The following is a 25,697-nucleotide window of genomic DNA, read 5'->3' as shown; positions in this document are numbered from 1 at the left end:
ACATCACGCTAGGCAGCCCCGGATCGCGATGTCAATCGGGGGCGCATGATCGCCGTCACGAGGGGGTTCGCCGATGAACCGGTCGCTGTTCCGTCCCTGCGCGGTCGCGGCGTGACCGCCGCGCTGGTCACCGGCGCCGCCGGGGCGCTGGGCCACGCCACCGCGGTCCGCCTCGCCGCCGACGGCCTCGACGTCGCCGTGCTCGACGTCGACGAGGCCGGCCTGGAGCGCACCGTCGAGGACGTCGGGAAGGCGGGCGGGCAGGCGCTGCCACTGCGCGTGGACCTGCGTGACGCCGCGGCGATCGAGGCCGCGGTCGCCCGCACGGAGGCCGAGCTGGGCCCGCTGCGGGCGCTGGTCAACAACGCCGCGGTCTACCCGAGCAGGCCCTTCCTCGAGGTCCCGCTGGCCGAGTACGAGCAGGTCGTGGCGGTCAACCAGCGCGCCTACTGGGTGGCCGCGCAGGCCGCGGGCCGCCGGATGGCCGACGCGGGGGAGGGGGCGATCGTGAACGTCGCCTCGATCACCATGCACGGCGGTTGGGCCGACCTCGCCGCCTACGTCTCCACGAAGGGTGCCGCGGCCGCGTTCACCCGCGCGCTCGCGCGCGAGCTCGGCCCGCGCGGCGTGCGCGTCAACTGCGTCTCGCCCGGTGCGTTCCCGACGGCCGCCGAGGAGATCCACGAGAACCCCGAGGAGTACCAGCGGTTCGTGCTGGACCGGCAGGCGCTCAAGCGCCGCGGCCGCCCCGAGGAGCTCGCCGCGGTGGTGGCGTTCCTGCTCGGGCCCGACTCCTCGTTCGTCACCGGGCAGTGCATCGAGGTCAACGGAGGGTGGGTGATGGCGTGAAGATCGACCGTGCCGAACTGGCGAGGCGAGCAGGGGACGTCAGCGCGGCGGGCGGGGTGCGCGCGGTCGTGCTCGACGACGGCGCCGAGCGCGGGATCAGGGCGCTGGAGTTCCGCACCGGAGCGGGTCTGAACTTCGACGTGCTCGTGGACCGCGCGATGGACCTGGGTACCGCGGAGTTCCGCGGCAACGGCTTCGGCTGGCGCTCGGCCACCGGGTTCCGCCACCCGGGCCTGCACGAGTACCGCGACGACGACGGCCTGTCGATGATGCGCAGCTTCTCCGGGCTGCTGCTCACCGCCGGCCTGGACCACACGCTGTTCACCGCCGAGGTCGACGCCTCGCAGTACCGCTACCCGCACCGCGCCGGCGTCTGGAACGGGCTGCACGGGCGCGTCGCCAACATCCCCGCCCGGCTGCACGGCTACGGCGAGCGCTGGGTCGACGAGCACACCTGTGTGCTCTGGGCCGAGGGCGAGGTGCGCCAGGCCGCGATCTTCGGCGAGCACCTGCGGCTGACCCGGCGCATCGAGGCCGAGGTCGGCGGCACGGAGATCCGGCTGGTCGACACCGTGCGCAACGCCGGGTTCGACCCGACGCCGCACATGTACCTCTACCACGTCAACGTCGGCTGGCCGTTCCTCGACGAGGGCGCCCGCTACGAGCTGCCCCTGGAGGGCACGCTCTGGCAGAGCGACAGCGTGGCCGAGCAGGGCGTGTCGCACACCGAGATGCCCGCGCCGCAGAAGGGCTTCGTCGAGCAGGTCTACGAGCACGAGCTGAAGCCGGACGCGACCGGGAAGGCGCGTCCGCGGCTGGTGAACGAGCGGCTCGGGGTGTTCTTCGAGCTGGAGTACGACACGGCGCAGTTCCCGGCGTTCTTCCAGTGGATGCACCTGCGGGAGGGCGCCTACGCCGTGGGCTTCGAGCCGTCCACCCACCACGTGCAGGGCGAGCTCGCCGCCCGCGAGGACGGGTCGATGACGTTCCTCGAACCGGGCGAGGAGCGCCGCTACGAGACGACGTTCCGGGTGGGGGAGCTGTGACCGGCGATCTCCTGCCCGACCAGCCGGTGCGCAGCCGCGAGTTCGGCATCGGCGCCGTCGGCGCCGGGTTCATCATGGCCGACGTCCAGCTCGACGCGTACGCCCGCGCGGGCTTCCCGGTGCGGGCCATCACCTCCCGGACGCGGTCGAACGCCGAGGCCGTGGCCAAGCGCTGGGACATCCCGACCGTCCACGACACCGTCGAGGAGCTGGTCGCCGACCCGTCGGTGCAGATCCTCGACGTCGCCTACCCACCGCACCTGCAGCCCGACGTCATCCGGGCGGCCCTGCGCCACGACCACGTGCGCGGGATCCTCGCGCAGAAGCCGCTCGCGCTGGACCTCGCCGCGGCCACCGCGCTCGTCGAGGAGGTCGAGGCGGCCGGCAAGGTCATGTCGGTCAACCAGAACATGCGCTACGACCAGTCGATCCGCGTGCTCAAGCAGCTGATCGACCGCGGCGAGCTCGGCGAGGTCGTCACGGCGACCGTGGACATGCGCGCGGTGCCCCACTGGCAGCCGTTCCTGCGCGACTACGACCGCCTGACGATCGCCAACATGAGCGTCCACCACCTCGACGCGCTGCGGTACCTGTTCGGCGAGCCCGAGGACGTCTACACCGCGGCGCGCGCCGACCCGCGCACCACGTTCGCCCACGTCGACGGCATCGTGGCGAGCACCCTGCGGTTCCCGGGCGGCGTGCTCGCGCTCTCGTTCGAGGACGTGTGGGGCGGCCCCGTGCAGGAGGGCGTCGAGGGCGACGTCGCCATCCGCTGGCGCGTCGAGGGCACCCGCGGACTGGCCACCGGCACGCTCGGCTGGCCCGACTTCCCCGATGGCAGCCCGTCCACCCTGCGGTACTCCAGCGAGACGTCCGGTGGCTGGGTCGAGCCGACCTGGACGACGCAGTGGTTCCCGGACGCCTTCGGCGGTGTGATGGAGCAGCTGCAGCACGCCCTGGCCACCGGCGAGCCGCCCGCGCTCCCCGCGCGGGACAACCTGAAGACGATGGCGCTGGTCGAGGCCACCTACCGATCGATCGCCGAGCGGCGCGCCGTGTCGCCGGCCGAGTTCCTCTGACAGAACCCCTTCCACGAAGGAGTGGCCCCATGCTGCCCGTCGGCATCTTCTCCGGCATCTACCAGCACGACCTCGACGAGGCCGCCCGCCGAGCGCGGGCGCACGGCTTCGGCTGCGTGCAGTTCGACCTCGACTTCACCGATGCCCGGTTCGCCGAGCAGGGCCTCACCGAGGCCGAGTGCAAGGAGATCCGGGACACCTACCGCCGCCACGACCTGCCGATCGTCTCGGTGTCGGGCTACACCAACATCATCCACCCCGACCCGGAGGAACGGCAGGTGCGGCTGAACCGGCTGCGTGCGCTCATCCGCAACGGCCGCAACCTCGGCACCCCGTACGTGATCAGCGAGACCGGCACGTACAACGTCGAGAGCGACTGGGCCCCCGACCCCCGCAACCTCACCGAGGCCGGCTATGCCGAGTGCCTCGACGTGGTCGGCGGGCTGGTGGAGGAGGCCGCGAAGCACGACGCCGTGTTCTGCGTCGAGACCTACGTCAACAACGTCATCGGCACGATCGACGCCACGCTGCGGCTGTTCCGCGACATCGCGAGCCCGCACCTGGGCCTCGTGATGGACCCGACGAACTACTACGAGGACCACAACCTCGACGACATGGACGGCGTGCTGCGCCGCGTGTTCCGCGAGCTGGGCCCCCACATCAGGATCGCGCACGCGAAGGACGTCGACCGCGCCACCGACGCGAACGAGAAGCACGCCGACACCGGCGCCGCCGAGTACCTGTCCTTCCGGGGCGTCGGGGCGATGGAGCTGCACGGCCCCGGCCAGGGCGCGCTGAACTACCCGCTGTACCTGCAGCTGCTCGCCGCCCAGCACCCGAACATGCCGGTGATCATCGAGCACGTGACGGAGGACGAGGTCCCGGCCGCGAAGAGGTTCGTGACGGACGCGATGATCGAAGTGGGCGTCTGACCCCCGAACTCCACGCTCGGGCGCAGGCCGGTCCGGCTCGAGGGCCGGCAGGTGACGTGCCCCCCGGCAGCGACCGCGCGCAGCCGGGGGGCACTCGCGGTACCCGGCACAGCAGGCACTCCCCGGACGCGAGGTGCAGGGGTTCTCTGGACGTCGAGCAGGCCGACCGGAGAACGAGCATGGAGGAATGACATGACGAGCGAGACGCTGAGAGTGCCGGCGGTGGCGCTGGGCACGTGGGCCTGGGGAGACAGCGGCGACGCGGGCGAGGGCTACTTCGGCAGCCGGCTGACCGCATCCGGTCTGCGAGAGGTCGTCGAGAAGGCGCAGGCAGGCGGGTTCACGGTGTGGGACACCGCCGTGGTCTACGGCACGGGCCGCTCGGAGTCGGTCCTCGCCCGGGCGCTGAAGGGCTACGACCGCAGCGAGTACCAGCTGTCCACGAAGTTCACCCCGCAGGTCGCGGGCGACGGCGACGATCCGGTGGCGGACATGCTGGAGCAGAGCCTCGACCGGATGGGCACGGAGTACGTGGACCTGTACTGGATCCACAACCCGGCAGACGTGGCACGGTGGACGCCGCTGCTGATCCCGCTGCTGGAGAGCGGAAAGATCAGGCACGTCGGCGTCTCGAACCACAACATGGAGGAGATCGCTCTCGCCGATCAGATCCTCGGCGAGGCCGGCTTCCGCGTGGAGGCGGTCCAGAACCACTACAGCCTCCTGTACCGGAGCTCTGAGCGCGCGGGCGTCCTCGACCACTGCCGCGAGCACGACGTGCGGTTCTTCTCCTACATGGTCCTCGAACAGGGGGCGCTGACCGGCACGTACGGTCCGGCCCACCCGTTGCCCGAAGGCAGCAGTCGGGCCGCCGCGTACAACGGGATCCTGCCCCGGCTGCAGACGCTGACCGAGCGGATGGGGGCGATCGGCGAGGACCGGGGCGCGTCCGCCGCCGACGTCGCCACCGCCTGGGCCATCGCCAAGGGGACCACCCCGATCATCGGGGTCACGAAGGTGGGTTACATCGACGGTCTGACCCGGGCCTGCGGCATCGAGCTCGCCGACGAGGAGATCGCGGAGCTGGAGGCGCTCGCGGATGCCACGGATGTCGACACGCGCGGCTTCTGGGAGCGCGAGATGTAGCAGCTGTCGCCGGACCCACCGTCTCGCGACCGGTACTGCCAGTGCCTCCCTCCAGGTCGAGTGCACACCTACCGTGGGCACATGGGCTCGATCGACCCCCGCAACGAGATCCGGGAGTTCCTGAGCACGCGACGTGCCCGGATCACGCCCGACGAGGCCGGTCTGCCCGCCTACGGTGGCAACCGCCGCGTGAAGGGCCTGCGTCGCGAGGAGGTCGCCATGCTCGCCGGCGTCTCGGTCGACTACTACATCCGCATGGAGCGCGGCAGCCTGGCCGGCGCCTCGGACGGCGTCCTCGAGGCACTCGGCGACGCGCTGCGGCTCGACGAGGCCGAGCGCGCCCACCTGTTCGCCCTGGCCCGCGAGAGCCGAACACGCAGCACCCGCCGCGGCAGGCGCGCCGCCCCCTCCACCATCCGCCCCGCGGTCCAGCAGGTGCTGGACGCGATGACCGACGCACCCGCCTGGGTGGGCAACGGCCGACTCGACGTCGTCGCGACGAACCGGCTCGCCCGGGCGCTCTACTCCCCGGTGCTCGCCGCCCCTCGACGGCCGGCCAACATGCCCCGGTTCGTCTACCTGAACCCGGAGGCAGCCGAGGAGTTCTTCGTCGACCACGACCGGATCGCCGACGACGCCGCAGCCATGCTCCGCCTGGAGGCCGGCCGCAACCCCCACGACAAGGCACTCATCGAGCTGGTCGGTGAGCTGTCCACCCGCTCCGAGCGGTTCCGCCGCCGCTGGGCATCCCAGGACGTGAAGTTCCACCCCAGCGGCCGCAAGCGGCTGCGCCACCCCGTCGTCGGCCGGCTCGACCTCGACTCCGAGTCGATGGAGCTCTCCTCGGCGCCAGGGCTGCAGCTCTACGTCTACACCGCGGCCGCCGGCACACCGACCGCCGACGCGCTCACGATGCTCGCCTCCTGGGCGGCCTCCCAGGACGGCGCGTGGGAACAGGGTGGTCGGCGGGGTGCGGAAGAAGCATGCGAGGACGTTCTCGGTGATCGAGGAGCTCCAGGCGCAAGCCGACGCGAACGACGGGCGTGACGCTCTTGGCGGGTGGCGAGATCAGTGCGCGCGCGTGCGGCGGCCGAGCTCCTGCGTGGCTGTCAGCCGCCGGTCGTCGGCGGGATCGGAGGAGCCGCGTTCGCCTCGCCGGCGGCAAAGACGGTCCGAAGGACGTCCGGGTCGCCCCGGAACTCGCCAAGGGCCAGTGCCTGCTCGATGCTGATTCCTCCGGCGGCAAGTGCGACGATGACGTCCGGCGCGGCGGCGAGGACCGTCTCCGGCTCGTCATCGGGGCGGACGAATGCGCTGGGCCCGTCCTCGTCGATCCTCAGCACCATGAGAAGGCCGTCCGTCTCGATCCCGATCTCCACGGGACCCGGGACGGTCGCGCCTGCGAGCAGGGCGGGCAGTGCGAGGGTCAGCCAGCGCGGCTGGAACGCGTCGTCGCCGCGTCCCGTCGCCAGCAGCGGCGCTCCCCATCGACCGAGCGCTTCCATGGGCTCCCGCAGTCCCATGCCCCAGGGCGTGAGGGCGTAGGCGACGCCCGACTCCTCCAGCCGGCGCTCCACCACCCCGTTCGCCTCCAAGGTCCGCAGCCGTTCGGCCAGGAGGTTCGTCGCGATGCCCGTGAGCGAGGTCTTCAGCTCGGTGTAGCGCATCGGACCGGGAAGGAGCTCGCGCACGATGAGCAGAGTCCAGCGCTCACCCACGAGGTCCAGGGACCGCGCGAGAGCGCAGAACTGCCCGTAGGTGCGGGACCTCTTCGACTGCTGGTTGACTTTCTCCATCACGGTTGATGATATCAACTGCGAAGGTCGTCGTCGAGAAGAGGGGCTCCCGTGGACGTGAGCATCGGTTGGCCGGCTGTCGTGGCCGCGATCGTGGTCGGGATGGCGATAGCGTGGGTCTGGTACAGCGACTGGGGCCTCGCCGGCGGCGTCTGGCGGAAGCTGACCGGGGTGACCGAAGAGGACTCGATCAGAGCCGGCAAGGGTCCGTTCGCGGTCCTGGTGGTGTCGATCATCGTCACCGCGCTGGCCCTCGCCGCCGCCTGCTCCGTCGCATCCGTGTTCTTCGGCAGTGATTCGGTCTGGCCGGCTCTGGCCGTCGGCTTCACCGCATGGCTCGGCTTCTCGGCCTCGACCCTTGCTCAGCACAACAGCTTCGAGCAGAAGCCCGCTCAGCTCACCGTGATCAACAGTGCGTACCAGTTCGTGCTGTTCCTGGGCATGGGCCTCGTCATCGGCCTGCTCCAGTAGCACGATCAGGGGGTGGTGGACAGCGAGCGCTCCAGGCGGGCGCTCGCCCGTTCCATGTGCTCCTCCATGGCTGCGGCCGCGGCCTGCGGGTCCTTCCGCTCCACCGCTCGGAACACCGCGTCGTGCTCGGCCAGGGTGGCCGCGGTGTCGCCGTCGGCGCCGACCGCCCGCTGGATCCACACCCGCAGCAGGGCGCGCACGCTGTGCAGGATGTCGCGCAGCACCGTGTTGCCCGCGATCCGCGCGACCTCGAGGTGGAACTCGACGTCGGCCTCGGTGAACTCCGCGACCGCCTGCGCCGTCTCGCGCATCCGGTCCAGCCGCGCGCGCAGCCGGGCCACGTCGTCGTCGGTGGCGCGCTGCGCGGCCAGGCGGGCCGTCACGGCCTCGAGGTGGCGGCGGGCCTCGACGAGGTCGCGGGTGTGGCGCTCGCCCAGCATCAGGCCCCAGTCGATCGCCTGCGGCAGCAGGTCGGAGACGGTGCCGCGCACATAGGTGCCCGAGCCCACGCGGACCTCGACGATCCCGAGCACCTCGAGCACCGCGATCGCCTCGCGGATGGCCGACCGGCCGACCCCGAGGGTCTCCGCGAGGCGCCGCTCCGAGGGCAGCCGCGTGCCTGGCCGCTGCTCGCCGCCGGTGAGCTCGTCGAGCAGCCGGCGCGCCACCTGGCTCACCGGGCTGTCGCGCCGGATCGGCGCCACCCCGGCGCCCGGCGCTGCCATCGCGTCAGCTCCCGGACGAGGTGGCCGAGCGGATCGCCGTGATCCCGGCCGCGAGCGCCTGCTGGTAGAGCCACAGGTCGCCGTTGTAGGCCAGCAGCGAGTAGCCCCGAGCGACCAGGTCGGTGGCCTGCTCGACGGACGTGGGCATGAAGCCGGCGATCGTGCCCGTGTCCGCCGCGGCCTTCGCGACCCGGTCGAGCGCGGCGAGGTAGTCCGGGTGGTCGAACTGCCCGGGGATGCCCATGGAGTTGGTGAGGTCGAAGTGCCCGACCCAGACGACGTCCACTCCGGGCACCGCGGCGATCTCCTCGACGGCCTCCAGGCCCGCCACCGTCTCGATCTGGCAGATCACGACGTTGTCGCTGTTGGCCCGGCGCATGGTGGCGACGTTGTCGCCTGCGCGGTAGTCGTCGTGGGCCACGCCGAAGGCGGCGCCGCGGCTGCCGTCGGGCGGGTACGTGGCCCAGTCCACCAGCTGCGCGGCCACCTCGGCGGAGCCGACCATCGGCGCCATGATCCCGCTCGCCCCGACGTCGAGGGCCCGGCTCACCGTCGTGCGGTCGAAGGCCGACGGGATCCGGATCCAGGCCGGCGCGCCGGTGGGGCGGGTGGTGGCCACGAGCCCGCCGAGGGTCTCCCACCCCCAGCCGGTGTGCTCGGCGTCGAACAGCACGAACTCGGCCCCCGCGTGCGCCGCGAGGCGCCCGATCCCGTGGGTGGCGAACTCGAACACGAACGTGCCGAGCACGAGGTCGCCCGCGCGCGCCTTCTCGATCACGGGGAGGGTCACGGCTCCACCTTCCTCTCGCCGGTGTGACTCCCGTCAGGCAACAAGTCGGCGCCCTGCATGTCAACCGGTTGACCAATTTCTGGGGGCGTGGTTACGGTCGCCGGGCCGGCACCGTCGCCGCCAGAGGGAGGTCCTCCGTGACACCCGTCGATCCCGACCCCGTCGAGGCGTCCGCCATCCGCAAGGTCGCCGTGCGGCTCGTGCCGTTCGTCGCCCTGATGTTCTTCATCAACTACCTGGACCGGACGGCGATCGCGTTCGCCGGGCCGAACGGCATGAACGCCGACCTGGCGCTCTCCGCGGCGCAGTTCGGGTTCGCCTCCGGCGTCTTCTTCATCGGCTACATCCTGTTGGAGGTGCCGAGCAACCTCGCCCTGCACCGCTTCGGGGCGCGGCGCTGGCTCGCGCGGATCATGGTGTCCTGGGGTGTCGTCGCGGCCCTGTTCACCTGGGTGGGCAACGCCGAGAGCCTCTACGTCCTCCGCTTCCTGCTCGGCGTGGCCGAGGCCGGCTTCTTCCCCGGCGCGATCCTCTTCCTCACCCAGTGGGTGCCCGCCCGGCACCGCAGCCGCGTGCTGGCATTGTTCTACCTCGCCCAGCCGCTCACCACGGTGATCGGTGCCCCGCTCGCGGGCGCCCTCATCGCGGGCGGGGACGGGCTGTTCGGGCTGGAGGGGTGGCGCTTCATGTTCCTCGGCGTCGCGCTGCCCGCGGTCGTGGTCGGCGTCGTCGCCTGGTTCTACCTCCCCGACCGGCCCGCCGACGCCCGCTGGCTCGACGCGCGCGAGAAGGCATGGCTCACCGCGGCCCTGGAGCGGGAGGCCGCCGAGACGGCCGGGAAGGCGCGCCACTCCGGCTCCGTGCGTCACGCGCTCGTCGACGGTCGCGTCTGGTGCCTCGCGTTCGTGGCGTTCGGGTTCATCTACGGGCTCTACGCGCTGGCGTTCTTCCTGCCCACGATCATCGCCGGGTTCGAGGCGGGGGCAGGCCAGGAGTTCGGGGTGTGGGAGACCAGCCTCGTCACCGCCGTGCCGTACCTGCCGGCCGCCGTCGTGCTCTACCTGTGGTGCCGCGACGCCACCCGGCGCGGGGTACGGACCTGGCACGTCGCGCTGCCGGCCGTCGTGGGCGGGGTGAGCATCCCGCTGGCCCTCTACGCCGGATCCCCCGCGGCGACGATCGCCGTGATCACCGTGACGGCGTGCGCGATCTTCGCCGGCATGCCGAACTTCTGGACGTTCCCGCCGCGCTTCCTGCACGGGGCCGCCGCGGCCGCCGGCATCGCGCTGATCAACACGGTGGGCAACACCGCGGGCTTCGCCGCCCCCTACGTCACCGGGGCCCTCGCCGACCTCACCGGCTCCTACCACGTCCCGATGTTCGGGGTGGGCGCGCTGATGCTGCTGTCGGCGCTGCTCATGGTGCGGGTCAGCCGGGCCGCCCGCACCGATGCCGTCACGACCGAGAGGACGAGCCGATGACCTTCCAGGTCGGGCTGACCGGCGATTTCCTGACCCCGGACGGGCGGATCGGCTGGGGTGACATCGGGCTGTCGCTGCTCGCGGACGACCCGGGTGTGGAGCACCGGTTCCTCGACGTCACGGCGGGGGAGGTGCCGCCCGGGCAGCTCGCCGGCCTGGACGCGCTGATCGGTCTGCTGCCCCGGGTGTCCGCCCGCTCGCTGGAGCAGGCCGACCGGTTGCGCATCGTGGCCCGCTTCGGCGTGGGCTACGACAACGTCGACGTCGCCGCGCTCACCGCGAACGGCACGCTGCTCACGATCACCCGCGACGCCGTCGCCCGCCCCGTGGCGCAGGCGGCGCTGGCGCTGGTGCTCGGGATCTCCCACCGCCTGCTGGACAAGGACCGCCTGGTGCGCGAGCACCGCTGGCAGGACCGGCTCGACCACATGGGCACCGGGCTCACCGGGCGCACCGTCGGCTTCGTCGGGTGGGGCAACATCGGCCGGACCGTCAGCACGATGCTCGCGCCGCTCGGGATGCGCCAGACCGCCCACGACCCGTACGCCGACACCGCGGCCGCAGCGGCCGCGGGCGTCGAGCTCGGCGACCTGCACGCGGTGCTCGCCGGGGCAGACGTCGTGCTCGTCACCGCGGCGCTCACCGAGGGCACCCGCAACCTCGTCGACGCGGCGGCACTGGCCCGCATGAAGCCCTCGGCGTTCCTCGTCAACGTCGCGCGCGGGCCGATCGTCGACCAGGACGCGCTCGCCGCCGCGCTGACCGCGGGCCGCATCGCCGGCGCCGCGCTCGACGTCTTCCGGGAGGAACCGCCCACCCCGGACGACCCGATCCTCTCCGCTCCGAACACCCTGTTCAGCCCGCACGCCACCTGCTGGACCGACGAGCTCGCGCTCGCGAGCGGCACGGCCGCGATCCGGTCGGTGCTCGACGTGCGGGACGGACGGCGGCCGCAGCACGTGGTGGACCCCGAGGCGTTCGCACACCCGGCGCTGGCCCACCTGCGCTAGCGCGTCCCCGAACCGTGCCCGCACTCAGTTGGCGAGGCTCATCGACTCCATCACTCCGGTGAACACCTGGGTGTTCTGGATCTCGCCCTCGAACGCCTCCGCGCCCGGCCCGCCCGCCGTGATCGGGGTGGGCGCGTCCGTGTGGTCGGCGGTCGACCAGTCGACCCACAGCTGCCGGTCCGAGTCCGCGGCCGGGAACGGGCCGTCCTCGCCCGCCGGCGGGGCTCCGGGGGCGGTGGCGGTGACCTCCATGCCCCCGGTCTCGTGGTCACCGGCGACCACGACCAACGTGTCCGGGTGCCCCGCCTGGAACTGCAGGGCGGTCTCGACGGCGCCCTCCAGCGCCCGTCCCGCCTCCAGCACCTGCGCGGCGTTGTTGTGGTGGGCCATCTCGTCGATGCCCTCCTCCTCGACGAGGAGGAAGAACCCGGCCTCGCGGCGCTCGAGCGCGCGCAGCGCGGCCTGCGTCATGTCGGCCAGCGGGACCGCGGGCGCGTACCGTCCCTCGCCCTCGCCGCCCTTCTCGAACATCTCCTGGTCGGCGAAGAGACCCAGCAGCCGCTCGTCGTCCGCGGCCGCGAGTCCTGCGGCGTCGGAGACGTGCGTGTAGCCCAGCTGCGTGGCCCGCGCGATCAGGTCGCCGCGCGACCGGCCGTCCTCGTCGGTGCCGTCCTCGTCAGCGCCGTCCTCGTCGTCCCGCTCGTCGTCCTCTGCGCCGCGCTGCGACCCCTCCGGGAGCCAGTGGTCCCGCCCTCCGCCGAGGACGACGTCCACCCGGGCGTCCTCCAGGTACTGCTCGGCGATCTCGCTCTGCAGGTCGCGGTCGCCGACGTGCGCGGCGAACGCCGCCGGGCTGGCGTCCGTGACCTGCGAGGTGGTGACCAGCCCGGTCGCCTTCCCGGCGTCGCGGGCCAGCTCCAGCGCGGTCGTCAGCGGCTCGCCGTCGACGTCCACGCCGACCGCCCCGTTGGTGGTCCGCACGCCGGTGGCGAACGCGGTGGCGGCGGCCGCCGAGTCGGTGACCTGGTCGTCGGCCGCGGGGGAGGTGTCGACCGACCCGGTGACGTCGAGGCGGTCCATCGCGAGCTCGCCATTGGGCCCGGCGACGGCCATGCGGAGGAACTCGCGCTGCGGCTGACCGAGGCCGTCCCCGAGCAGGAGGATGACGTTGCGCGCCACCTCCTCGCGTGCCCCCGCCTCCGGTGCCCCGCTCGGGGCCGTGCTGCACGCGGCGGGCAGCACCACCGCGACGGCCAGTGCGAGCGCCCTGGTGGCGCGGGTGCGGGCGGACGGTGGAGCCACGCGCGATCCAACCTCCGGCAGTCGGGGGACCCGGGCAGCCTAGTAGTCCGCGGCGGTGGGACGCGGCGCCCCGGCCCGCGGGTTCAGCACCTGCTCCCGAGCGCGTGCAGGCGGCCGTCGAGGAACCGCTGTTCGGCGGGGTTGGTGGCCAGCTCGCGGGCTCGGCGGTAGGCCGCCACGGCCTCGGGGGCCCGTCCCAGCCGCCGCAGGAGGTCGCCGCGCGCGGCGTGGAACAGCCGGTACCGCTCCAGCCCGCTGATCTCCTCGACCAGGTCCAGCCCGCGCTGCGGGCCGTCCGCCATCGCGACGGCCACCGCGCGGTTGAGCGCCACGACCGGGCCGGGCCGGTGGCGGGCCAGCTCGTCGTAGAGGGCGACGATCTGGGGCCAGTCCGTCGTCGCGGCATCGGCCGCGCCCGCGTGCACCGCCGCGATGGCCGCCTGCAGCTGGTAGGGCCCCGGCCGGCCCCGCCGCAGGGCCCGCTCCACCAGGGCGAGGCCCTCGGCGATCTGCGCGCGGTCCCAGCGGGTGCGGTCCTGCTCCTCGAGCAGCACCAGCTCCCCGTCGGGCCCCGTGCGGGCGTCGCGGCGGGAGTCCTGCAGCAGCATCAGCGCCACGAGGCCGAGCGGTTCGACCTCGTCGGGCATCAACGTGGCCACGAGCTTGCCCAGCCGCAGCGCCTCCGCGGTGAGGTCGGGGCGGACCAGCCGGTCACCGGCCGTGGCGAGGTACCCCTCGGTGAAGACCAGGTAGACGACGGCGAGCACCCCGGCGAGGCGGTCGGGCAGCGCGGCCTCGTCCGGGACGGCGAAGCGGATCCGCGCGTCGCGGATCTTGCGCTTGGCCCGTACCAGCCGCTGCGCCATGGTCGCCTCCGCGACGAGGAACGCCCGCGCGATCTGCGCCGCGGTGAGCCCGCCGACCACCTGCAGCGTGAGCGCGACCCGCGCCTCGAGGGCCAGCGCCGGGTGGCAGCAGGTGAACAGCAGGCTCAGCCGGTCGTCGCCCACGCGGGCCAGGCCGTCCGGCAGCTCGTCCGGCATCCCGTCCACGCTCCGCTCCTCCCGCGCGAGCTGCGCGTACTTGGCCTCGCCCACGCGGGTGCGACGGATGCGGTCCAGCGCGGCGCGGCGGCCGACGGTCACCAGCCAGGCCGCGGGATCGCGCGGAACACCGTCCGCGCCCCAGGTGCGCAGCGCCGCGGCACACGCTTCGGACAGGGCCTCCTCGGCGAGCTCGACGTCCCCGAGCCCGCGGACCAGCGCCGCGAGCACCCGCGTCCGCTCGGCGCGGAAGACCCGCTCCAGTACCGCCGCCGGTGTCACCCCGCGGGCTCCATCGACACCTGCAGGATCGGGCGGACCTCCACCGCCCCCTCCGCCGCCAGCGGGCACATCGTGGCGTAGGCGAGCGCCTCGTCCAGGTCGGCGCAGTCGAGGATGAAGTACCCCCCGAGCTGCTCGGCGGTCTCGGCGAACGGGCCGTCGGTCACCAGCGCGTCGCCGTCGCGCACGCGGACGGTGGTGGCCGAGTCGGTGGTGTGCAGCGGGTCGTAGCCGCGCAGCACGCCGTCCTCGGCGCAGCGCCGCGTGAACGCCCGCACCGCCGCGACCTTCGCGGCCCGCTCCGGCGTTCCGGCGTCCGCTCGCTCGCACCCGTAGACCAGCAGCATGTAGCGCATCTCCCGCTCCTCCCCGCAGCTATCAGACGGTAGCCCCAACCCGAGGACGAACGGGGCCGAGCGAGATCGACCGGCTCCGGTGTCGAGTCGGTCGGCGACCGTTCGTCCTCGGAGGTGTTGACCCGAGACAGGGAGAAGAAATGCCCGAGACCACCATCGACCGCTACGTCCGCGCCCAGGACGGCTTCGACCACGTCGTCGCCGCCCTGCCGGCCGGCCGCTGGGACGACCCGTCGGCCTGCGCCGGCTGGACCGCCCGCGACGTGCTGGGCCACGTCGTCTGGGGCCAGGACCTGGTCCGCCACCTGGCCACCGGCCGCCCCTTCACCTCCGACGAGGGCGCCCCCGGCGCACCCCACCCGGGCACCCTCATCGGCGCCGACCCGCTCGGCACCTGGCGGGCCGCCCGCGCCGCCAGCCTCCCGACACTGACGCCGGACGCGCTCGCCCGGACCGTGAGCCTCCGAGCCTTCGGCGAGGTGCCGCTGGAGTCGTTCGTGACCGCGCTGGTGACCGACTTCCTCGCCCACACCTGGGACATCGGAGCACCAGCGGGCCTCGACGTGCGTCTCGACCCGGACCTCGTGCCGGGCTGCTTCGCGTGGTCGCGCACCTTCGACATGCGCGTGCCCGGCGGGATCGGACCGGAACTGACGCCGCCGGAGGGCGCGGACGAGCAGACCCGCTTCCTCGCCTACCTCGGTCGCGCCGCCTGAGAGCTCGCCCCCGCGGCGATGGCCGGGCGCTCAGCGGGCGCGGACCGCCAGGGCGAGCGCGTCGGCCACCGCCTCCGGGTCCGGCACCGCGATGCCGGTCGAGACGCGGATCGCGGGGTCGCCCGGGCGGGTCCGGCTCTCCGCGGAGGTCGCGACCGCGATCCCGTGCGACGCGAGCACCAGTTTCGCCTCCTGCTCGCTGCGCACCGGGACCCAGACGGCGAGGCCGTCCGGGCCGCGCGCCGGGACACCGCGCTCGGCGAGCAGCCCGAGCATCGCGTCCCGCCTGCTCCGGTAGACCTCCCGCGCGTGGTCCACGGACGCGCGCGACGATGCGTCGGTGAGGAGCCAGGCCAGGGCGTTCTGCAGGACGCGACTGGTCCAGCCCGCGCCGAACTGGCGGTGTACCCGGACGCGCTCGATGGCCTCGCCCGCTCCAGCCATGACGGCCAGCCGCAGGTCCGGGCCGTGCGACTTCGAGTAGGTGCGCACCAGGACGGTCTGGTGGGGGAGCAGTTCCCCCAAGCCGTGGTAGGGCTGCGCGGCGAGCTCGCCGAGCCCGTCGTCCTCGACGACCAGGATCCCGGTGCCCTCCAGGATCGCGGCGATCTGATCACGACGCTCCGCGGTGGTCGTGGAGGACAGGAAGGAGCTGCTGCGGGGTTCGTAGACGAACGCGACGGGCTGCGCGCGCACCGCCTCGGCCAACGAGGCGGGCACCGGTCCGGAGGCGTCGAGCGACACCGGCACCACGCGGGCCCCGACGTTGTCGAGGATGTCGAGCAGCCGCGGGGTCGCCGGGTCCTCGACCGCGACGTACTCCCCGGGCACCACGCTGGTGCGCAGCAGCATGAGCAGCCCCTCGTAGCCGCCGTTCACGGCCATCCGGTGCTGCGTGGGGAACGGCCAGGACCCTGCGATCGCCGTGCCGAGGGGGCCGCTCATCGGCATGACCTCGTACGAGTTGAGGTCCGGATCGCCGACGGCGTGCTCGAACGCGGGCCGCAGGTCCGGCAGCAGGGCGGGGTCGGGCACCGCGCGAGAGAGGTTCACGGTCCGCTCCGGCCAGAGGTGCGCGATGTTCTCGTAGCGGGAGGGCCGGGAGACCGCGAGCCCGCCCTGCACGCGGATGCCCTGCCGCCCACCGCCGGCGAGGATCTGCTGCTTGCGCAGCGCGGTCCACGCGGCGGAGACGGTGGCCGGACTGACGCCCAGCCGCGGCGCCAGGGCGCGCACCGTGGGCAGCCGCGTCTGCGGCACCAGTGCGCCCGCGCGGACCAGTCGCGCGATGGCGGCGGCGATCCCGGCCGCCGTCGGTTCGGCGATCTGCTCGGCGAGCCACGCCGCGGAGATCGTCGGGACGCCGTCGGGCGTGGCACCGCTCATCCGAGTGTCCCTCCTTTTGTCCAGGAACATTCACAAGTATTGTCCAGCAACTCTGGCTGAACATATGGTGCCGGACGTGGACCTGCACCTCGGCACCCGGCACTGGGACCACGTCGTCCCGATCGCGCTGGGAGACGTCTCGGCCCCCGGCGTGCGGTTGTCCCGGCTGGACACCACGCCGGACCTCTGGAGCGAGCCGGGGTACGCCGCCGCCGAGACCTCGTTCAGCCGTTACGTCCGCGCTCGCGCCGACGGTGACAACCGGGTCGTCGGGCTGCCGGTGTTCCTCATGCGCGGCTTCCGGCACCGCTGCATCCTCGTGCGGCGGGACTCGGCCGCCGAGCGCCCGGAAGACCTCGTGGGGGCACGCATCGGGCTCACCGGCTGGCCGGACAGCGGCAACACCTGGACCCGCGCCGTGCTGCGCGAAGCCGGCGTCGGAGTGGACGACGCCCAGTGGCGGGTGGGCCCGCTGACCGCCGCGCACCCGGCGTTCGACCGGATCGGCGGCGTGCGCGTCGGCCCGAACGTCCGCCCGACCGACGGCGGCGCGGCGCTCGTCGACCTGTTGGAGACCGGCGAGCTCGACGCCGTCATGACGCCGTTCATGCCGCCCGGCTTCCACCGGACGGGCTCGCCGCTGCGCACGCTGTTCCGCGCCCCGCGGAGCGCCGAGCAGCGCTGGTTCGACACCCACGGCTTCGTCCCCGGGATCCACCTGCTCGGCGTCCGCGCCGACGTCCTCGCGCGCGAGCCCGGTCTCGCACAGGAACTGGTGGACCTGTTCGAGGCCGCCAAGCGGGTCAGCGCGGCGCGGCGCACGAAGCTCGTGGACGTCAGCCCGTGGCTCAACGAGGAGGTCGCCGCCACGACCCGCGTCTTCGGCTCCGACTGGATGCCCTACGGGTGGTCGCCGAACCGCCGGATGATCGCCGCGTTCCAGGAGGAGCTCGTCGCGCAGCGCCTCCTCGCGGCGCCGGTGCCCGACACCGACCTGTTCCCGTTCCGGCCCGACCCCGCCCCGCAGTACGACGTCGTGGAGGACGCCGCATGGACAGCCTGAAGGTCGCCGCCGGCCAGTTCGCCGCGAGCGGGGACTGGCGCGCGAACCTGGAGACGTGCGCCGGCATCGTGCGCGCCGCCGAGGCCGACGGCGTCGACCTGCTGGTGCTCCCCGAAGGGGTGCTCGCCCGGTTCGTCGAGGACCGCGAGCGCATCCGCGAGCACGCCCAACCGGTCGACGGACCCTTCGTCACCGGTCTCGCGGACGTGACGACCGGTCTCGGCGTGACCGTGGTCGTCGGCATCCACGAGCCGTCGACCGGGGACAAGCCCTACAACACGCTCGTCGTCCTTCGCGACGGCGCGGTCGTGCAGGTCTACCGCAAGCTGCACCTCTACGACGCGTTCAGCATGGCGGAGTCGGACAACGTCACCGCCGCCGACGTGGTGCCGCCGCTCGTCGACGTCCGCGGGTTCGCCGTCGGCCTCATGACGTGCTACGACGTGCGCTTCCCCGAGCTCGCGCGGCTCCTGGCCACCGCAGGGGCCGATGTGCTGGTCCTGCCCGCCGCGTGGGTGCGCGGGCCGCTGAAGGAACACCACTGGCGCACCCTCGTCACCGCGCGGGCGCTGGACAACACCGCCTACGTCGTGGCCAGCGGCGAGTGCGGTGCGCGCAACATCGGCCAGAGCCTGGTCGTCGACCCGCTCGGCGTGCCGATCGCGCAGGCCGGTGAGGACCCGGCCACGATCACCGCCCACGTCACCCGCGAGCGGCTCGACGCCGCGCGCCGCCGGCTGCCGGTCCTGCAGAACCGGCGGTTCACGGTCGACGCCACCCCCCGACCGCTGCTCGTCCCGTGAAAGGAGCAGGAGTGCGACTCCCCCGTACCTGCGTCCTCGGCGTGCTCGCCGCCTCGGCCGTCGTGCTGAGCGCGTGCACCGCCGACCCGGTCCCGCAGACCCCGGCCGGCGGGGCGTCGCCCGCGGCGGCCCCGGTCGCCGCGCAACAGCTCAACCAGGCCCTGCACGCCGGCTGCCGGAGCAGATCCGGCAGGCCGGCACCATCGTCGCGGTCAACACCGGCTCGTTCCCGCCCTACACGATCGTCGGCGCGGAGGGCACCCCCATGCAGGGCGCGACGGCCGAGCTGTCGGACGCGGTCGGGCAGATCCTCGGCGTCGAGATCCGGCACGAGACGATCGACGGCCTCGCCAGCGTGCTGTCCGGCATGCAGGCCGGGCGCTACGACCTCGACATGGGCCCGGTCGGTGACTTCCCGGAGCGCCAGGAGCAGGCCACGTTCGTCGACTGGGTCCAGGAGTACGTCGTCTTCGCGGTGCAGAAGGGCAACCCGAAGGGGATCGACGGGCTGGAGACCACCTGCGGCACCCGCATCGCCGTGCAGGCGGCCGGCTCGGCGGAGCGGGTCATCAAGGAGCAAGCCGAGAAGTGCGCGGCCGAGGGACAGCCGGCCATCGACGTGCAGTCCTACAAGGACCAGCCGTCCTCGATCCTGGCCGTGCAGTCCCACCGCGCCGACGCGTTCTTCTCCTCGCAGGCGCCCCTGACCTACTTCGTGCAGCAGTCCGGCGGCGAGCTCGAGCTGGCCGGGCAGGGCAAGGCCAACGGGTTCGACGACCTGTTCCAGGGCGCGGTCGTGCCGAAGGACTCGCCGCTCGCCGACGTGCTGCTCGAGGCCATCCAGCGCCTGCACGACAACGGCACCTACGAGGCGATCATGACCAAGTGGGGCCTGGAGGGCAACATGCTCGACTCGCCGGGCGTCAACCTGGGCAAGGCTTGATCGTGGCCGCGACCGGGAAGACCACCGGGCGGCCTGCGCCGCCGGCCGCGGAGGGTCCCGCCCTGGACATCCGCGACGCCTCGCGCCGCAAGCACCCCGGGCGCTGGGTCGCGGCGGCGGTCGTCGCGGTGCTGGCCGCCCAGCTCGGGCACATGCTGGTGACCAACGACAACTTCGGGTGGCCGGTCGTCGCGAGCTGGTTCACCGCTGAGTCGATCATGCGCGGGCTGGGCATCACGCTGATGCTCACCGTGATCGCGATGGTGATCGGCATCGTGCTCGGCGTGCTGCTGGCGGTCTGCCGCATCTCCGGCAACCCGCTGCTGCGAGCCGCCGCGAGCGCGTACATCTGGTTCTTCCGCGGCACGCCGACGCTCGTCCAGCTGATCTTCTTCTACAACCTGTCCGCGCTGTTGCCGGAGATCTCGTTCGGCATCCCGTTCGGGCCTGCGTTCGTCACGTTCACCACGAACAGCCTGATCACGCCGCTGCTGGCGGCGATCCTCGGCCTGGGGCTGAACGAGGGCGCCTACATGGCCGAGATCATCCGCGGCGGCCTGCTCTCGGTGGATCCGGGGCAGCGGGAGGCCGGGGCGGCGATCGGGATGACCAACTACCGGATCATGAAGCGCATCGTGCTGCCCCAGGCGATGCGGTTCATCGTGCCGCCCACCGGCAACCAGGTGATCAGCATGGTCAAGGCGACCGCGCTGGTGAGCGTCATCGCGCTGTCCGACCTGCTCTACACCGTGCAGTCGATCTACAACCGGACGTTCGAGACCATCCCGATGCTGCTCGTCGCCTGCGTCTGGTACCTGATCCTCACGTCGATCCTGTTCGTCGTGCAGTCGTTCATCGAACGGCACTACAGCCGGGGCGACCGGCACCAGACGCCGAGCTTCTGGGACTTCCTGCGCATCCGACCGAAGGCGGGCGCGCCGACCACGGTGAGCGGAGGGCCGGCCGGATGACGACCGTGCTGGAGGCGACGGGTGTCCGCAAGAGCTTCGGGTCCCACGAGGTGCTGCGCGGCATCGACCTCGAGGTCGAGGCGGGGGAGACCGTGGTGATCCTCGGGCCGTCCGGCAGCGGCAAGTCGACGTTCCTGCGCTGCATCAACCTGCTCGAGTCGCCCGACGGCGGGCGCATCCTCGTCGGCGGCCGCGACGTCGGCTTCGACGTGCGCGGGGAGCGGCTGCACGAGCTCTCCGCCGTGGAGGTGGCCCGGCGGCGGCGTGCCATCGGCATGGTGTTCCAGCAGTTCAACCTCTTCCCCCACATGACCGCCCTCGAGAACGTGATCGAGGGGCCGGTCGGTGTGAAGGGCGAGAAGCGTTCCGACGCGGTGGCGCGGGCCACCGCCCTCCTCGCGCAGGTCGGGCTGTCCGGGCGGGAGAAGTCCTACCCGCGACAGCTCTCCGGCGGGCAGCAGCAGCGGGTGGCGATCGCCCGGGCGCTCGCCATGCAACCCACGCTGATGTTGTTCGACGAGCCGACCTCGGCCCTCGACCCCGAACTGGTCGGTGAGGTGCTCCTGGCCATGCGGGGTCTCGCCGAAGGCGGGTTGACGATGGTCGTGGTGACCCACGAGATCAGTTTCGCCCGGGAGGCCGCCGACCGCGTGGTCTTCATGGACGACGGGCTCGTCGTCGAGCAGGGCCGCCCGGAGCAGGTGATCGACGCCCCGCAGCACGAGCGGACCAGGGCCTTCCTGGCCCGCTTCCTCTGACCGGTCATCCCTCCTGGGGAACGGTGATCGTCTCGATCCAGTACTCCCGCGCCAGTGCGTCCACCCCCGCGGGCGAGGTTCCGCGCAGGTGCACGACGTTCCCGGTGGTGCCGGCGATCCGCCCGTGCTTCTGCAGCTCCAGGACGTGGTAGCGCTCGGGCGGGAAGTCGAGCACCACGTCCACGGCGAAGCGGCCGCGCTCGTCGGGGTCGGCGCCCACACCGGGACCGGCCTTGCCGATCGCCTGCACGGAGAGCCAGCCCTGGTAGAGCAGCACCAGCAGGACGACGACCGCGATGCGACGCAGCGCCGTGTTGCGGACAGCGCCGCGAGCGGCCCTACGCAGGGTCGGCGACGGCATGCGACTCGTCCCCCGCGAGCAGGTCGGTGATGCGGTTGCGGGTGCTGCGGAACTGGTCCAGCTCGCCGGTGGTGCGCCAGTCGCGCGGCCGCGGCAGGTCGACCGTGACGATCTCGTGCACCCGGCTCGGCCGTCCGGTGAGCACGACGACCCGGTCGGACAGGAACACCGCCTCGTCCACGTCGTGGGTGACGAAGAAGACGGTCGGGCGCCGCGCCTGGAAGATCCGGGTGAGGTCCTCCTGCAGCTTGCGACGGGTCTGGGCGTCGATGCTCGCGAACGGCTCGTCCATGAGCATCACGGCCGGCTCGTTGGCGAGCACCCGTGCGACGCCGAGCCGCTGCGCCATGCCGCCCGACAGCTCGTGCGGGTAGCGGTGCTCGAACCCGGCCAGGCCCACGAGCTGCAGGTACTCCGCGGCGGTCGCCTCCCGCTGGGCCTTCGGGACGCCGCGCATGCGCAGCCCGAAGGTCACGTTGCCCTGCACCGTCTTCCACGGGAACAGGGCGTGGTCCTGGAACACCACGCCCCGGTCCGGGCCCGGCCCCTGCACCGGTCTCCCGGCCACGCTGACCGTGCCGCCGCCCGCCTCGACGAAGCCCGCGACGATGTTCAGCACGGTGGTCTTGCCGCAGCCGCTCGGGCCGAGCACGGACACGAACTCGCCCTCGGCGACGTCGAACGACACGTCGCCGATCGCGACGACGTCCTCGCCGGTGTAGGCGTCGGTGTAGGTCTTGTGCAGGTGCTCGATCTGCAGCGCGGTCATGCGGCGGCCTCCTGACGGACCAGTCCCCAGCGTTCCACCGTGGCGCGCTCGAACGGCGCGAGGAACAGCGCGTCGAGCGCGTACCACAGGATGCCCAGCACGATCATCCCGAGGAAGACCTCGGCGACCTCCCCGACGCGGCGGGCGTCGAACATCATGAACCCGATGCCGCTGGTCCCGACGATGATCTCGGCGGCGACCAGCGCCCGCCAGCCGTAGCCGAGCCCCGTGCGCACACCGCTGGCCACCGCGGGCAGCGCGCCCGGCACGATCACCTCGACGAACACGCGGAACCGGCCGGCGCCGAGGCTGCGGGCCGCCCGCACCAGCTCCCGCGGCACCTGCTCGATGCCGGCCACGACGCTGAGCACGAGCGGGAAGACGATCGTGTAGACGATCACGAACGTCACCGCGGTGAGGCTGAACCCGAACCAGACGATGACGATCGGCAGCCAGGCGATGTCGGCGATCGCCTGGAAGAACAGCAGCAGCGGCCAGGTCAGCCTGCGCAGGACCGTCGACATGCCGACCAGGAACCCGAGCGGGAGCCCGATCAGCAGCCCGAACAGCACGCCGTACCAGAGCCGGGTGAGCGAGTCGGACAGGTAGCCGGGCAGCACCCCGCGCTCCAGGAGCCCGCCGAGCTCGGCCAGCACGACGTCCGGGCCGACGAAGAACGCGGGCGGGAAGACCGCCAGCTCCGCGAGCAGCCACCACAACGCCACCACCGGCACGAACGGGCCGAGGGTGCGGACCGCCGCGGTGCGGGTCAACCTGCGGGCGAGCACCGTCACGACACACCGGCCGTCATGCCCCAGCGCTGCACCGTGCGCCGCTCCAGCGGGGCGAGCAGCAACCGGTCCATCGCGAGCCAGAGCAGCCCGATGATCACCATCGCCGCGATGATCACGTCCGTCGAGAACGTCTTCTGGGCCAGGAACAGGGCGTAGCCGAGGCCCGCGCTGGTCGCGATGATCTCCGCGGCCACCAGGCCGCGCCAGCCGTAGCCCAGGCCGACCCGCAGCCCGGTCACCACGCTCGGCAGCGCACCCGGCAGCAGCACCTCCCAGAACATCCGCAGCCGGCCGGTCCCCATGCTGCGCGCGGCGCGCAGCAGCGGGAGCGGGATGCGCCGCACGCCCAGCACCGTGTTGTAGGTGAGCGCGAAGAACATCGCGTTCCACACGATGAAGATCACCGCTCCGTCGCCGTAGCCGAGCCACAGCGTCGCGATCGGGATCCAGGCGATGCCGGCCAGCGCCACCGAGAAGCGCAGCAGCGGCGCGAAGAACGCCGAGAGCCGCCGGCTCGCCCCGAGCGCCACGCCGAACGGCAGCGCGGTGACGACCGCCAGCGCCGAGCCGATCAGCACCCGGCGCAGGCTGGCGCCCAGGTGGGCGAACAGCTCCCCGCTCGCGGTCATGTCGACCAGTGCCGCCACCACGTCGGTGACCTGCGGGAAGATGCGCATCGGCACGCCGGTGGCGGCCACGACCGCGGCCCACACCGCCAGCAGCGCGGCGAACGGCGCGAGGAACCAGAGGGCCGACCGCAGCAACGACCGCGGGGGTGACCTCCGGCGGCGGGGCCGCGCCCGCACCGGCGGGGGCGGTGCTGCGGTGGCGGTCACGTCGCCGGGCAGGCCGCGAGCGCGGCCTCGCGGTCGTAGGCGTAGTCGGCGCCGATGCGGGCCGGCTCCGGGATCGCCGGCAGGTCGTCGAACAGCTCGGGACGTTCCGCCACGACCGTGGTGATCGGGCCGGGCACGAACCTGTCGGCCACCTCGAACCCGGGCTCGGTGACGCCTTGGTCGGCGAGCATCTGCGCCACCGTGTCCAGCGCGGCGTAGTTGCAGGCGGAGAACCGCGGGTCGAGCTGCGCCACGTTGTACTGCATGGCCTCGCTCGCCACCTCCGGTGCGGTGCCGGGCAGCCAGCGGGTGGCCGCCTCGGCCGCCTCGTCGGGGTTCTCGCGCATCCACTGGTCGGCCGCGGCGCGCGCGGTGAGGAACCGCGTGACGACGTCCGGGTTCTGCTCCACGAACTCCCGCATGGCGACGATGTAGCCGACGTAGGGGATGTAGCCCCCGCCGCGCACGACCTCCTCGGCCCCCTGCACCTGCTGCGCGATGGTGATCGGCCAGGGGTCCCACACGATCGCGGCGTCGATGCCGCTGGTCTGCAGGGCGACCGGCATGTCCGGCGGCGCGGTGTTCACGACCTCCACCTCGTCGACGGGGATCTGCAGCTGCTGCAGCAGTCCGATCAGGTACAGGTGGTTGATGGAGCCGATCGACACGGCGATGCGCTTGCCGCGCAGGGTCGCGAGGTCCTCGCCGTTGATGCCGGAGCCGGGCCGCGCGACGACCGCCATCGTGTCGTCGATCGCCCGCTGGCTCGCCGAGCCGGAGTAGTTGCCGAGCAGCACGAGGTCGAGCCCGCGCTGCGCGGCCCCGATCGCCGGGGTGCCGACCTGGATGAAGTCGACCTCGCCCGCCTGCAGGGCGTTCAGGGAGTCGACGCCCGTGGGGAACGGCTGCGCCAGCCGCACGTCGAGCCCCTGCTCCTCGAAGGCGCCGGTCTCCAGGCCGATCGGGAGGCCGAGCTGGTCGACCGCGGACACGTAGCCCGCGTCGACCGTGACGAGCTGCGGCGCCTCGCCGCCGCTCACGTCGTCGTCGATCGTCGCACCACCGCCGCAGGCGGCGAGCAGGAGCGCGAGTGGCCCGCCCGCCAGTACGGCGAGGCGGCGGCTGCTCAGGTGGCTCATCGTCGAACCCTCCGATCTGCTTACCGGGCCAACCAACCCCCGTCGACGACGAGAACGTGCCCGTGGACGTAGTCGGCTGCGGGGGAGGCGAGGAAGACCGCGGACCCGGCGACGTCCGCGGGCTCGGCCCAGCGACCGGCCGGGATGCGCGCGAGGATCTCGTCGCTGCGGGTCGGGTCGCTGCGCAGGGCCGTCGTGGTGGCGGTGGTGACGTAGCCGGGCGCGACCGCGTTGACGTTCACGCCGTGCGGTGCCCACTCGTTGGCGAGTGCGCGGGTGAGCCCGACGATCGCGTGCTTGCTGGCCGTGTAGGAGGGAACCACGAGCCCGCCCTGGAAGCTGAGCAGCGACGCGACGTTGATGATCTTGCCATGCCCGCGGGCGACCATCCGCCGTCCGGCGGCCCGGCACAGCTCGAACGCCGCGTGCAGGTTCACCTCGACGACGTCGTACCAGTCCTCGTCGGCGAACTCGGCGGACGGGCCGCGGCGGATCAGGCCGGCGTTGTTGACGAGGACGTCGACGGCGTGGGCGTCCAGCAGGCGCTCGACCGCGGCGCGGCGGGCGGGACGGTCGGCCAGGTCCAGCAGCTCCGTGGTGACCGCGGCGCCCGTGGCCGTGGCCTCCTCGGCGACCGGGGCGAGGTTGTCGCGATCGGACAGCAGCAGCAGATCCGATCCCGCCGCCGCAAGACCGAGGGCGATCGCCCGGCCGATCCCCGAGCCTGCGCCGGTGACCATGGCCAGGCGACCCTTCAGCCCGAAGGGGGAGGCGGGGGCGGGACCGTCGGGCGGCACGGGACCGACGGTAGGAGCCGGGCGGGGAGGGGGTGAAGGCCGAGTTCCGGATA

The 25,697-nt window shown here is 72.9% G+C and carries 28 protein-coding genes; 15 read left to right on the top strand and 13 right to left on the bottom strand.

The annotated features are described in order from the left end of the window. Positions 1–111: 111 nt before the first annotated feature. The 6 genes from FB558_RS02305 to FB558_RS02280 all read left to right on the top strand — a co-directional run bounded on the left by FB558_RS02305 (position 112) and on the right by FB558_RS02280 (position 6,099). Positions 112–849 (top strand): SDR family NAD(P)-dependent oxidoreductase, encoded by a 738-nt coding sequence (locus tag FB558_RS02305; RefSeq protein ID WP_211366014.1) that lies wholly within the window; start codon positions 112–114, stop codon positions 847–849. Next, a complete protein-coding gene (locus FB558_RS02300; RefSeq protein ID WP_211366011.1) occupies positions 846–1,895 on the top strand; it encodes an aldose 1-epimerase family protein in 1,050 nt (349 codons plus the stop codon). The genes FB558_RS02305 and FB558_RS02300 overlap by 4 nt, the downstream gene beginning before the upstream one ends. After that, entirely contained in the window at positions 1,892–2,974 is a 1,083-nt protein-coding gene (locus tag FB558_RS02295) for a Gfo/Idh/MocA family protein (protein WP_211366008.1), read from the top strand. Before FB558_RS02300 ends, FB558_RS02295 begins: the two co-directional genes overlap by 4 nt. A gap of 29 nt (positions 2,975–3,003) precedes the next feature. Continuing rightward, the gene (locus FB558_RS02290; protein WP_142047647.1) at positions 3,004–3,906 is read left to right on the top strand and encodes a sugar phosphate isomerase/epimerase family protein; all 903 of its coding nucleotides are present in this window, start codon (positions 3,004–3,006) and stop codon (positions 3,904–3,906) included. Positions 3,907–4,098: 192 nt separating this feature from the next. Continuing rightward, entirely contained in the window at positions 4,099–5,052 is a 954-nt protein-coding gene (locus FB558_RS02285; protein ID WP_142047645.1) for an aldo/keto reductase, read from the top strand. An 81-nt stretch (positions 5,053–5,133) separates the two neighbouring features. Continuing rightward, positions 5,134–6,099, top strand: a complete 966-nt coding sequence (locus FB558_RS02280) for a helix-turn-helix transcriptional regulator (RefSeq protein ID WP_142047643.1) — start codon at positions 5,134–5,136, stop codon at positions 6,097–6,099. A 62-nt stretch (positions 6,100–6,161) separates the two neighbouring features. Here FB558_RS02280 and FB558_RS02275 read toward each other — a convergent pair whose 3' ends face one another. Next, positions 6,162–6,848 (bottom strand): winged helix-turn-helix transcriptional regulator, encoded by a 687-nt coding sequence (locus FB558_RS02275; protein ID WP_142047641.1) that lies wholly within the window; start codon positions 6,846–6,848, stop codon positions 6,162–6,164. Between the two features lie 51 nt (positions 6,849–6,899). Here FB558_RS02275 and FB558_RS02270 point away from each other — a divergent pair, with 51 nt between their 5' ends. Beyond that, positions 6,900–7,319, top strand: coding sequence for a DUF1761 domain-containing protein (locus FB558_RS02270; RefSeq protein WP_142047639.1), 420 nt, complete (start codon positions 6,900–6,902; stop codon positions 7,317–7,319). A 5-nt stretch (positions 7,320–7,324) separates the two neighbouring features. Here FB558_RS02270 and FB558_RS02265 read toward each other — a convergent pair whose 3' ends face one another. Together FB558_RS02265 and FB558_RS02260 are read right to left on the bottom strand one after the other, a co-directional pair. Beyond that, a complete protein-coding gene (locus tag FB558_RS02265; RefSeq protein WP_142047637.1) occupies positions 7,325–8,044 on the bottom strand; it encodes a FadR/GntR family transcriptional regulator in 720 nt (239 codons plus the stop codon). A 4-nt stretch (positions 8,045–8,048) separates the two neighbouring features. Next, positions 8,049–8,834, bottom strand: coding sequence for an HpcH/HpaI aldolase family protein (locus FB558_RS02260; RefSeq protein WP_142047635.1), 786 nt, complete (start codon positions 8,832–8,834; stop codon positions 8,049–8,051). A 137-nt stretch (positions 8,835–8,971) separates the two neighbouring features. Here FB558_RS02260 and FB558_RS02255 point away from each other — a divergent pair, with 137 nt between their 5' ends. Together FB558_RS02255 and FB558_RS02250 are read left to right on the top strand one after the other, a co-directional pair. Then, positions 8,972–10,315 (top strand): MFS transporter, encoded by a 1,344-nt coding sequence (locus FB558_RS02255; protein ID WP_342787276.1) that lies wholly within the window; start codon positions 8,972–8,974, stop codon positions 10,313–10,315. Beyond that, entirely contained in the window at positions 10,312–11,325 is a 1,014-nt protein-coding gene (locus FB558_RS02250) for an NAD(P)-dependent oxidoreductase (RefSeq protein WP_142047633.1), read from the top strand. The genes FB558_RS02255 and FB558_RS02250 overlap by 4 nt, the downstream gene beginning before the upstream one ends. 24 nt (positions 11,326–11,349) lie before the next feature. Here the strand turns inward: FB558_RS02250 and FB558_RS02245 are convergent, their stop codons facing one another. The 3 genes from FB558_RS02245 to FB558_RS02235 form a co-directional block, all read right to left on the bottom strand. Then, positions 11,350–12,627, bottom strand: coding sequence for an alkaline phosphatase (locus FB558_RS02245; RefSeq protein ID WP_142047631.1), 1,278 nt, complete (start codon positions 12,625–12,627; stop codon positions 11,350–11,352). 83 nt (positions 12,628–12,710) lie between these two features. Beyond that, on the bottom strand, positions 12,711–13,952 hold the full coding sequence (locus FB558_RS02240; protein ID WP_142047629.1) for an RNA polymerase sigma factor: 1,242 nt from the start codon (positions 13,950–13,952) through the stop codon (positions 12,711–12,713). Next, positions 13,949–14,308, bottom strand: a complete 360-nt coding sequence (locus FB558_RS02235; RefSeq protein ID WP_142047627.1) for a YciI family protein — start codon at positions 14,306–14,308, stop codon at positions 13,949–13,951. Before FB558_RS02235 ends, FB558_RS02240 begins: the two co-directional genes overlap by 4 nt. 140 nt (positions 14,309–14,448) lie before the next feature. Here FB558_RS02235 and FB558_RS02230 point away from each other — a divergent pair, with 140 nt between their 5' ends. Then, positions 14,449–15,024: a TIGR03086 family metal-binding protein gene (locus FB558_RS02230; RefSeq protein ID WP_142047625.1), complete on the top strand. Its 576-nt coding sequence runs from the start codon at positions 14,449–14,451 to the stop codon at positions 15,022–15,024. A 30-nt stretch (positions 15,025–15,054) separates the two neighbouring features. Here the strand turns inward: FB558_RS02230 and FB558_RS02225 are convergent, their stop codons facing one another. Further along, positions 15,055–16,410, bottom strand: coding sequence for an aminotransferase class I/II-fold pyridoxal phosphate-dependent enzyme (locus FB558_RS02225; protein ID WP_170231156.1), 1,356 nt, complete (start codon positions 16,408–16,410; stop codon positions 15,055–15,057). Positions 16,411–16,486: 76 nt separating this feature from the next. On the opposite strand from FB558_RS02225, the gene FB558_RS02220 reads away from it, so the two are divergent. From FB558_RS02220 to FB558_RS02200, 5 genes are all read left to right on the top strand, one after another. Next, the gene (locus FB558_RS02220) at positions 16,487–17,473 is read left to right on the top strand and encodes a substrate-binding domain-containing protein (RefSeq protein WP_142047621.1); all 987 of its coding nucleotides are present in this window, start codon (positions 16,487–16,489) and stop codon (positions 17,471–17,473) included. Continuing rightward, positions 17,461–18,276, top strand: coding sequence for a deaminated glutathione amidase (locus tag FB558_RS02215; RefSeq protein WP_246106213.1), 816 nt, complete (start codon positions 17,461–17,463; stop codon positions 18,274–18,276). Before FB558_RS02220 ends, FB558_RS02215 begins: the two co-directional genes overlap by 13 nt. A 73-nt stretch (positions 18,277–18,349) precedes the next feature. Continuing rightward, positions 18,350–19,219: an ABC transporter substrate-binding protein gene (locus FB558_RS02210; RefSeq protein WP_211366005.1), complete on the top strand. Its 870-nt coding sequence runs from the start codon at positions 18,350–18,352 to the stop codon at positions 19,217–19,219. A gap of 2 nt (positions 19,220–19,221) precedes the next feature. Beyond that, positions 19,222–20,190: an amino acid ABC transporter permease gene (locus tag FB558_RS02205; protein WP_211366002.1), complete on the top strand. Its 969-nt coding sequence runs from the start codon at positions 19,222–19,224 to the stop codon at positions 20,188–20,190. Beyond that, positions 20,187–20,948 (top strand): amino acid ABC transporter ATP-binding protein, encoded by a 762-nt coding sequence (locus tag FB558_RS02200; protein ID WP_142047619.1) that lies wholly within the window; start codon positions 20,187–20,189, stop codon positions 20,946–20,948. The genes FB558_RS02205 and FB558_RS02200 overlap by 4 nt, the downstream gene beginning before the upstream one ends. A 4-nt stretch (positions 20,949–20,952) precedes the next feature. On the opposite strand, the gene FB558_RS02195 is transcribed toward FB558_RS02200, so the two are convergent. Genes FB558_RS02195 through FB558_RS02170 form a run of 6 tightly spaced genes read right to left on the bottom strand, consistent with a single transcriptional unit; the run spans position 20,953 to position 25,644 of the window. After that, complete coding sequence (locus FB558_RS02195; RefSeq protein WP_142047617.1) at positions 20,953–21,309, bottom strand: hypothetical protein; 357 nt, start codon at positions 21,307–21,309, stop codon at positions 20,953–20,955. Then, on the bottom strand, positions 21,287–22,078 hold the full coding sequence (locus FB558_RS02190; protein ID WP_142047615.1) for an ABC transporter ATP-binding protein: 792 nt from the start codon (positions 22,076–22,078) through the stop codon (positions 21,287–21,289). Before FB558_RS02190 ends, FB558_RS02195 begins: the two co-directional genes overlap by 23 nt. After that, a complete protein-coding gene (locus FB558_RS02185; protein ID WP_142047613.1) occupies positions 22,075–22,872 on the bottom strand; it encodes an ABC transporter permease in 798 nt (265 codons plus the stop codon). Before FB558_RS02185 ends, FB558_RS02190 begins: the two co-directional genes overlap by 4 nt. Beyond that, positions 22,869–23,708 carry an ABC transporter permease gene (locus FB558_RS02180; RefSeq protein WP_211365999.1) on the bottom strand — a complete coding sequence of 280 codons (840 nt, stop codon included), beginning with the start codon at positions 23,706–23,708 and terminating at the stop codon, positions 22,869–22,871. Before FB558_RS02180 ends, FB558_RS02185 begins: the two co-directional genes overlap by 4 nt. Then, positions 23,705–24,847: an ABC transporter substrate-binding protein gene (locus tag FB558_RS02175; RefSeq protein ID WP_142047611.1), complete on the bottom strand. Its 1,143-nt coding sequence runs from the start codon at positions 24,845–24,847 to the stop codon at positions 23,705–23,707. Before FB558_RS02175 ends, FB558_RS02180 begins: the two co-directional genes overlap by 4 nt. Before the next feature lie 20 nt (positions 24,848–24,867). Further along, positions 24,868–25,644 (bottom strand): SDR family oxidoreductase, encoded by a 777-nt coding sequence (locus FB558_RS02170; protein ID WP_246106212.1) that lies wholly within the window; start codon positions 25,642–25,644, stop codon positions 24,868–24,870. Positions 25,645–25,697 lie beyond the last annotated feature (53 nt).

This window comes from Pseudonocardia kunmingensis (genome assembly GCF_006716445.1).
Classification (GTDB): domain Bacteria; phylum Actinomycetota; class Actinomycetes; order Mycobacteriales; family Pseudonocardiaceae; genus Pseudonocardia; species Pseudonocardia kunmingensis.
The sequence above is the reverse complement of the archived record's forward strand: the minus strand, read 5'-3'. Positions and strand labels throughout refer to the sequence as shown.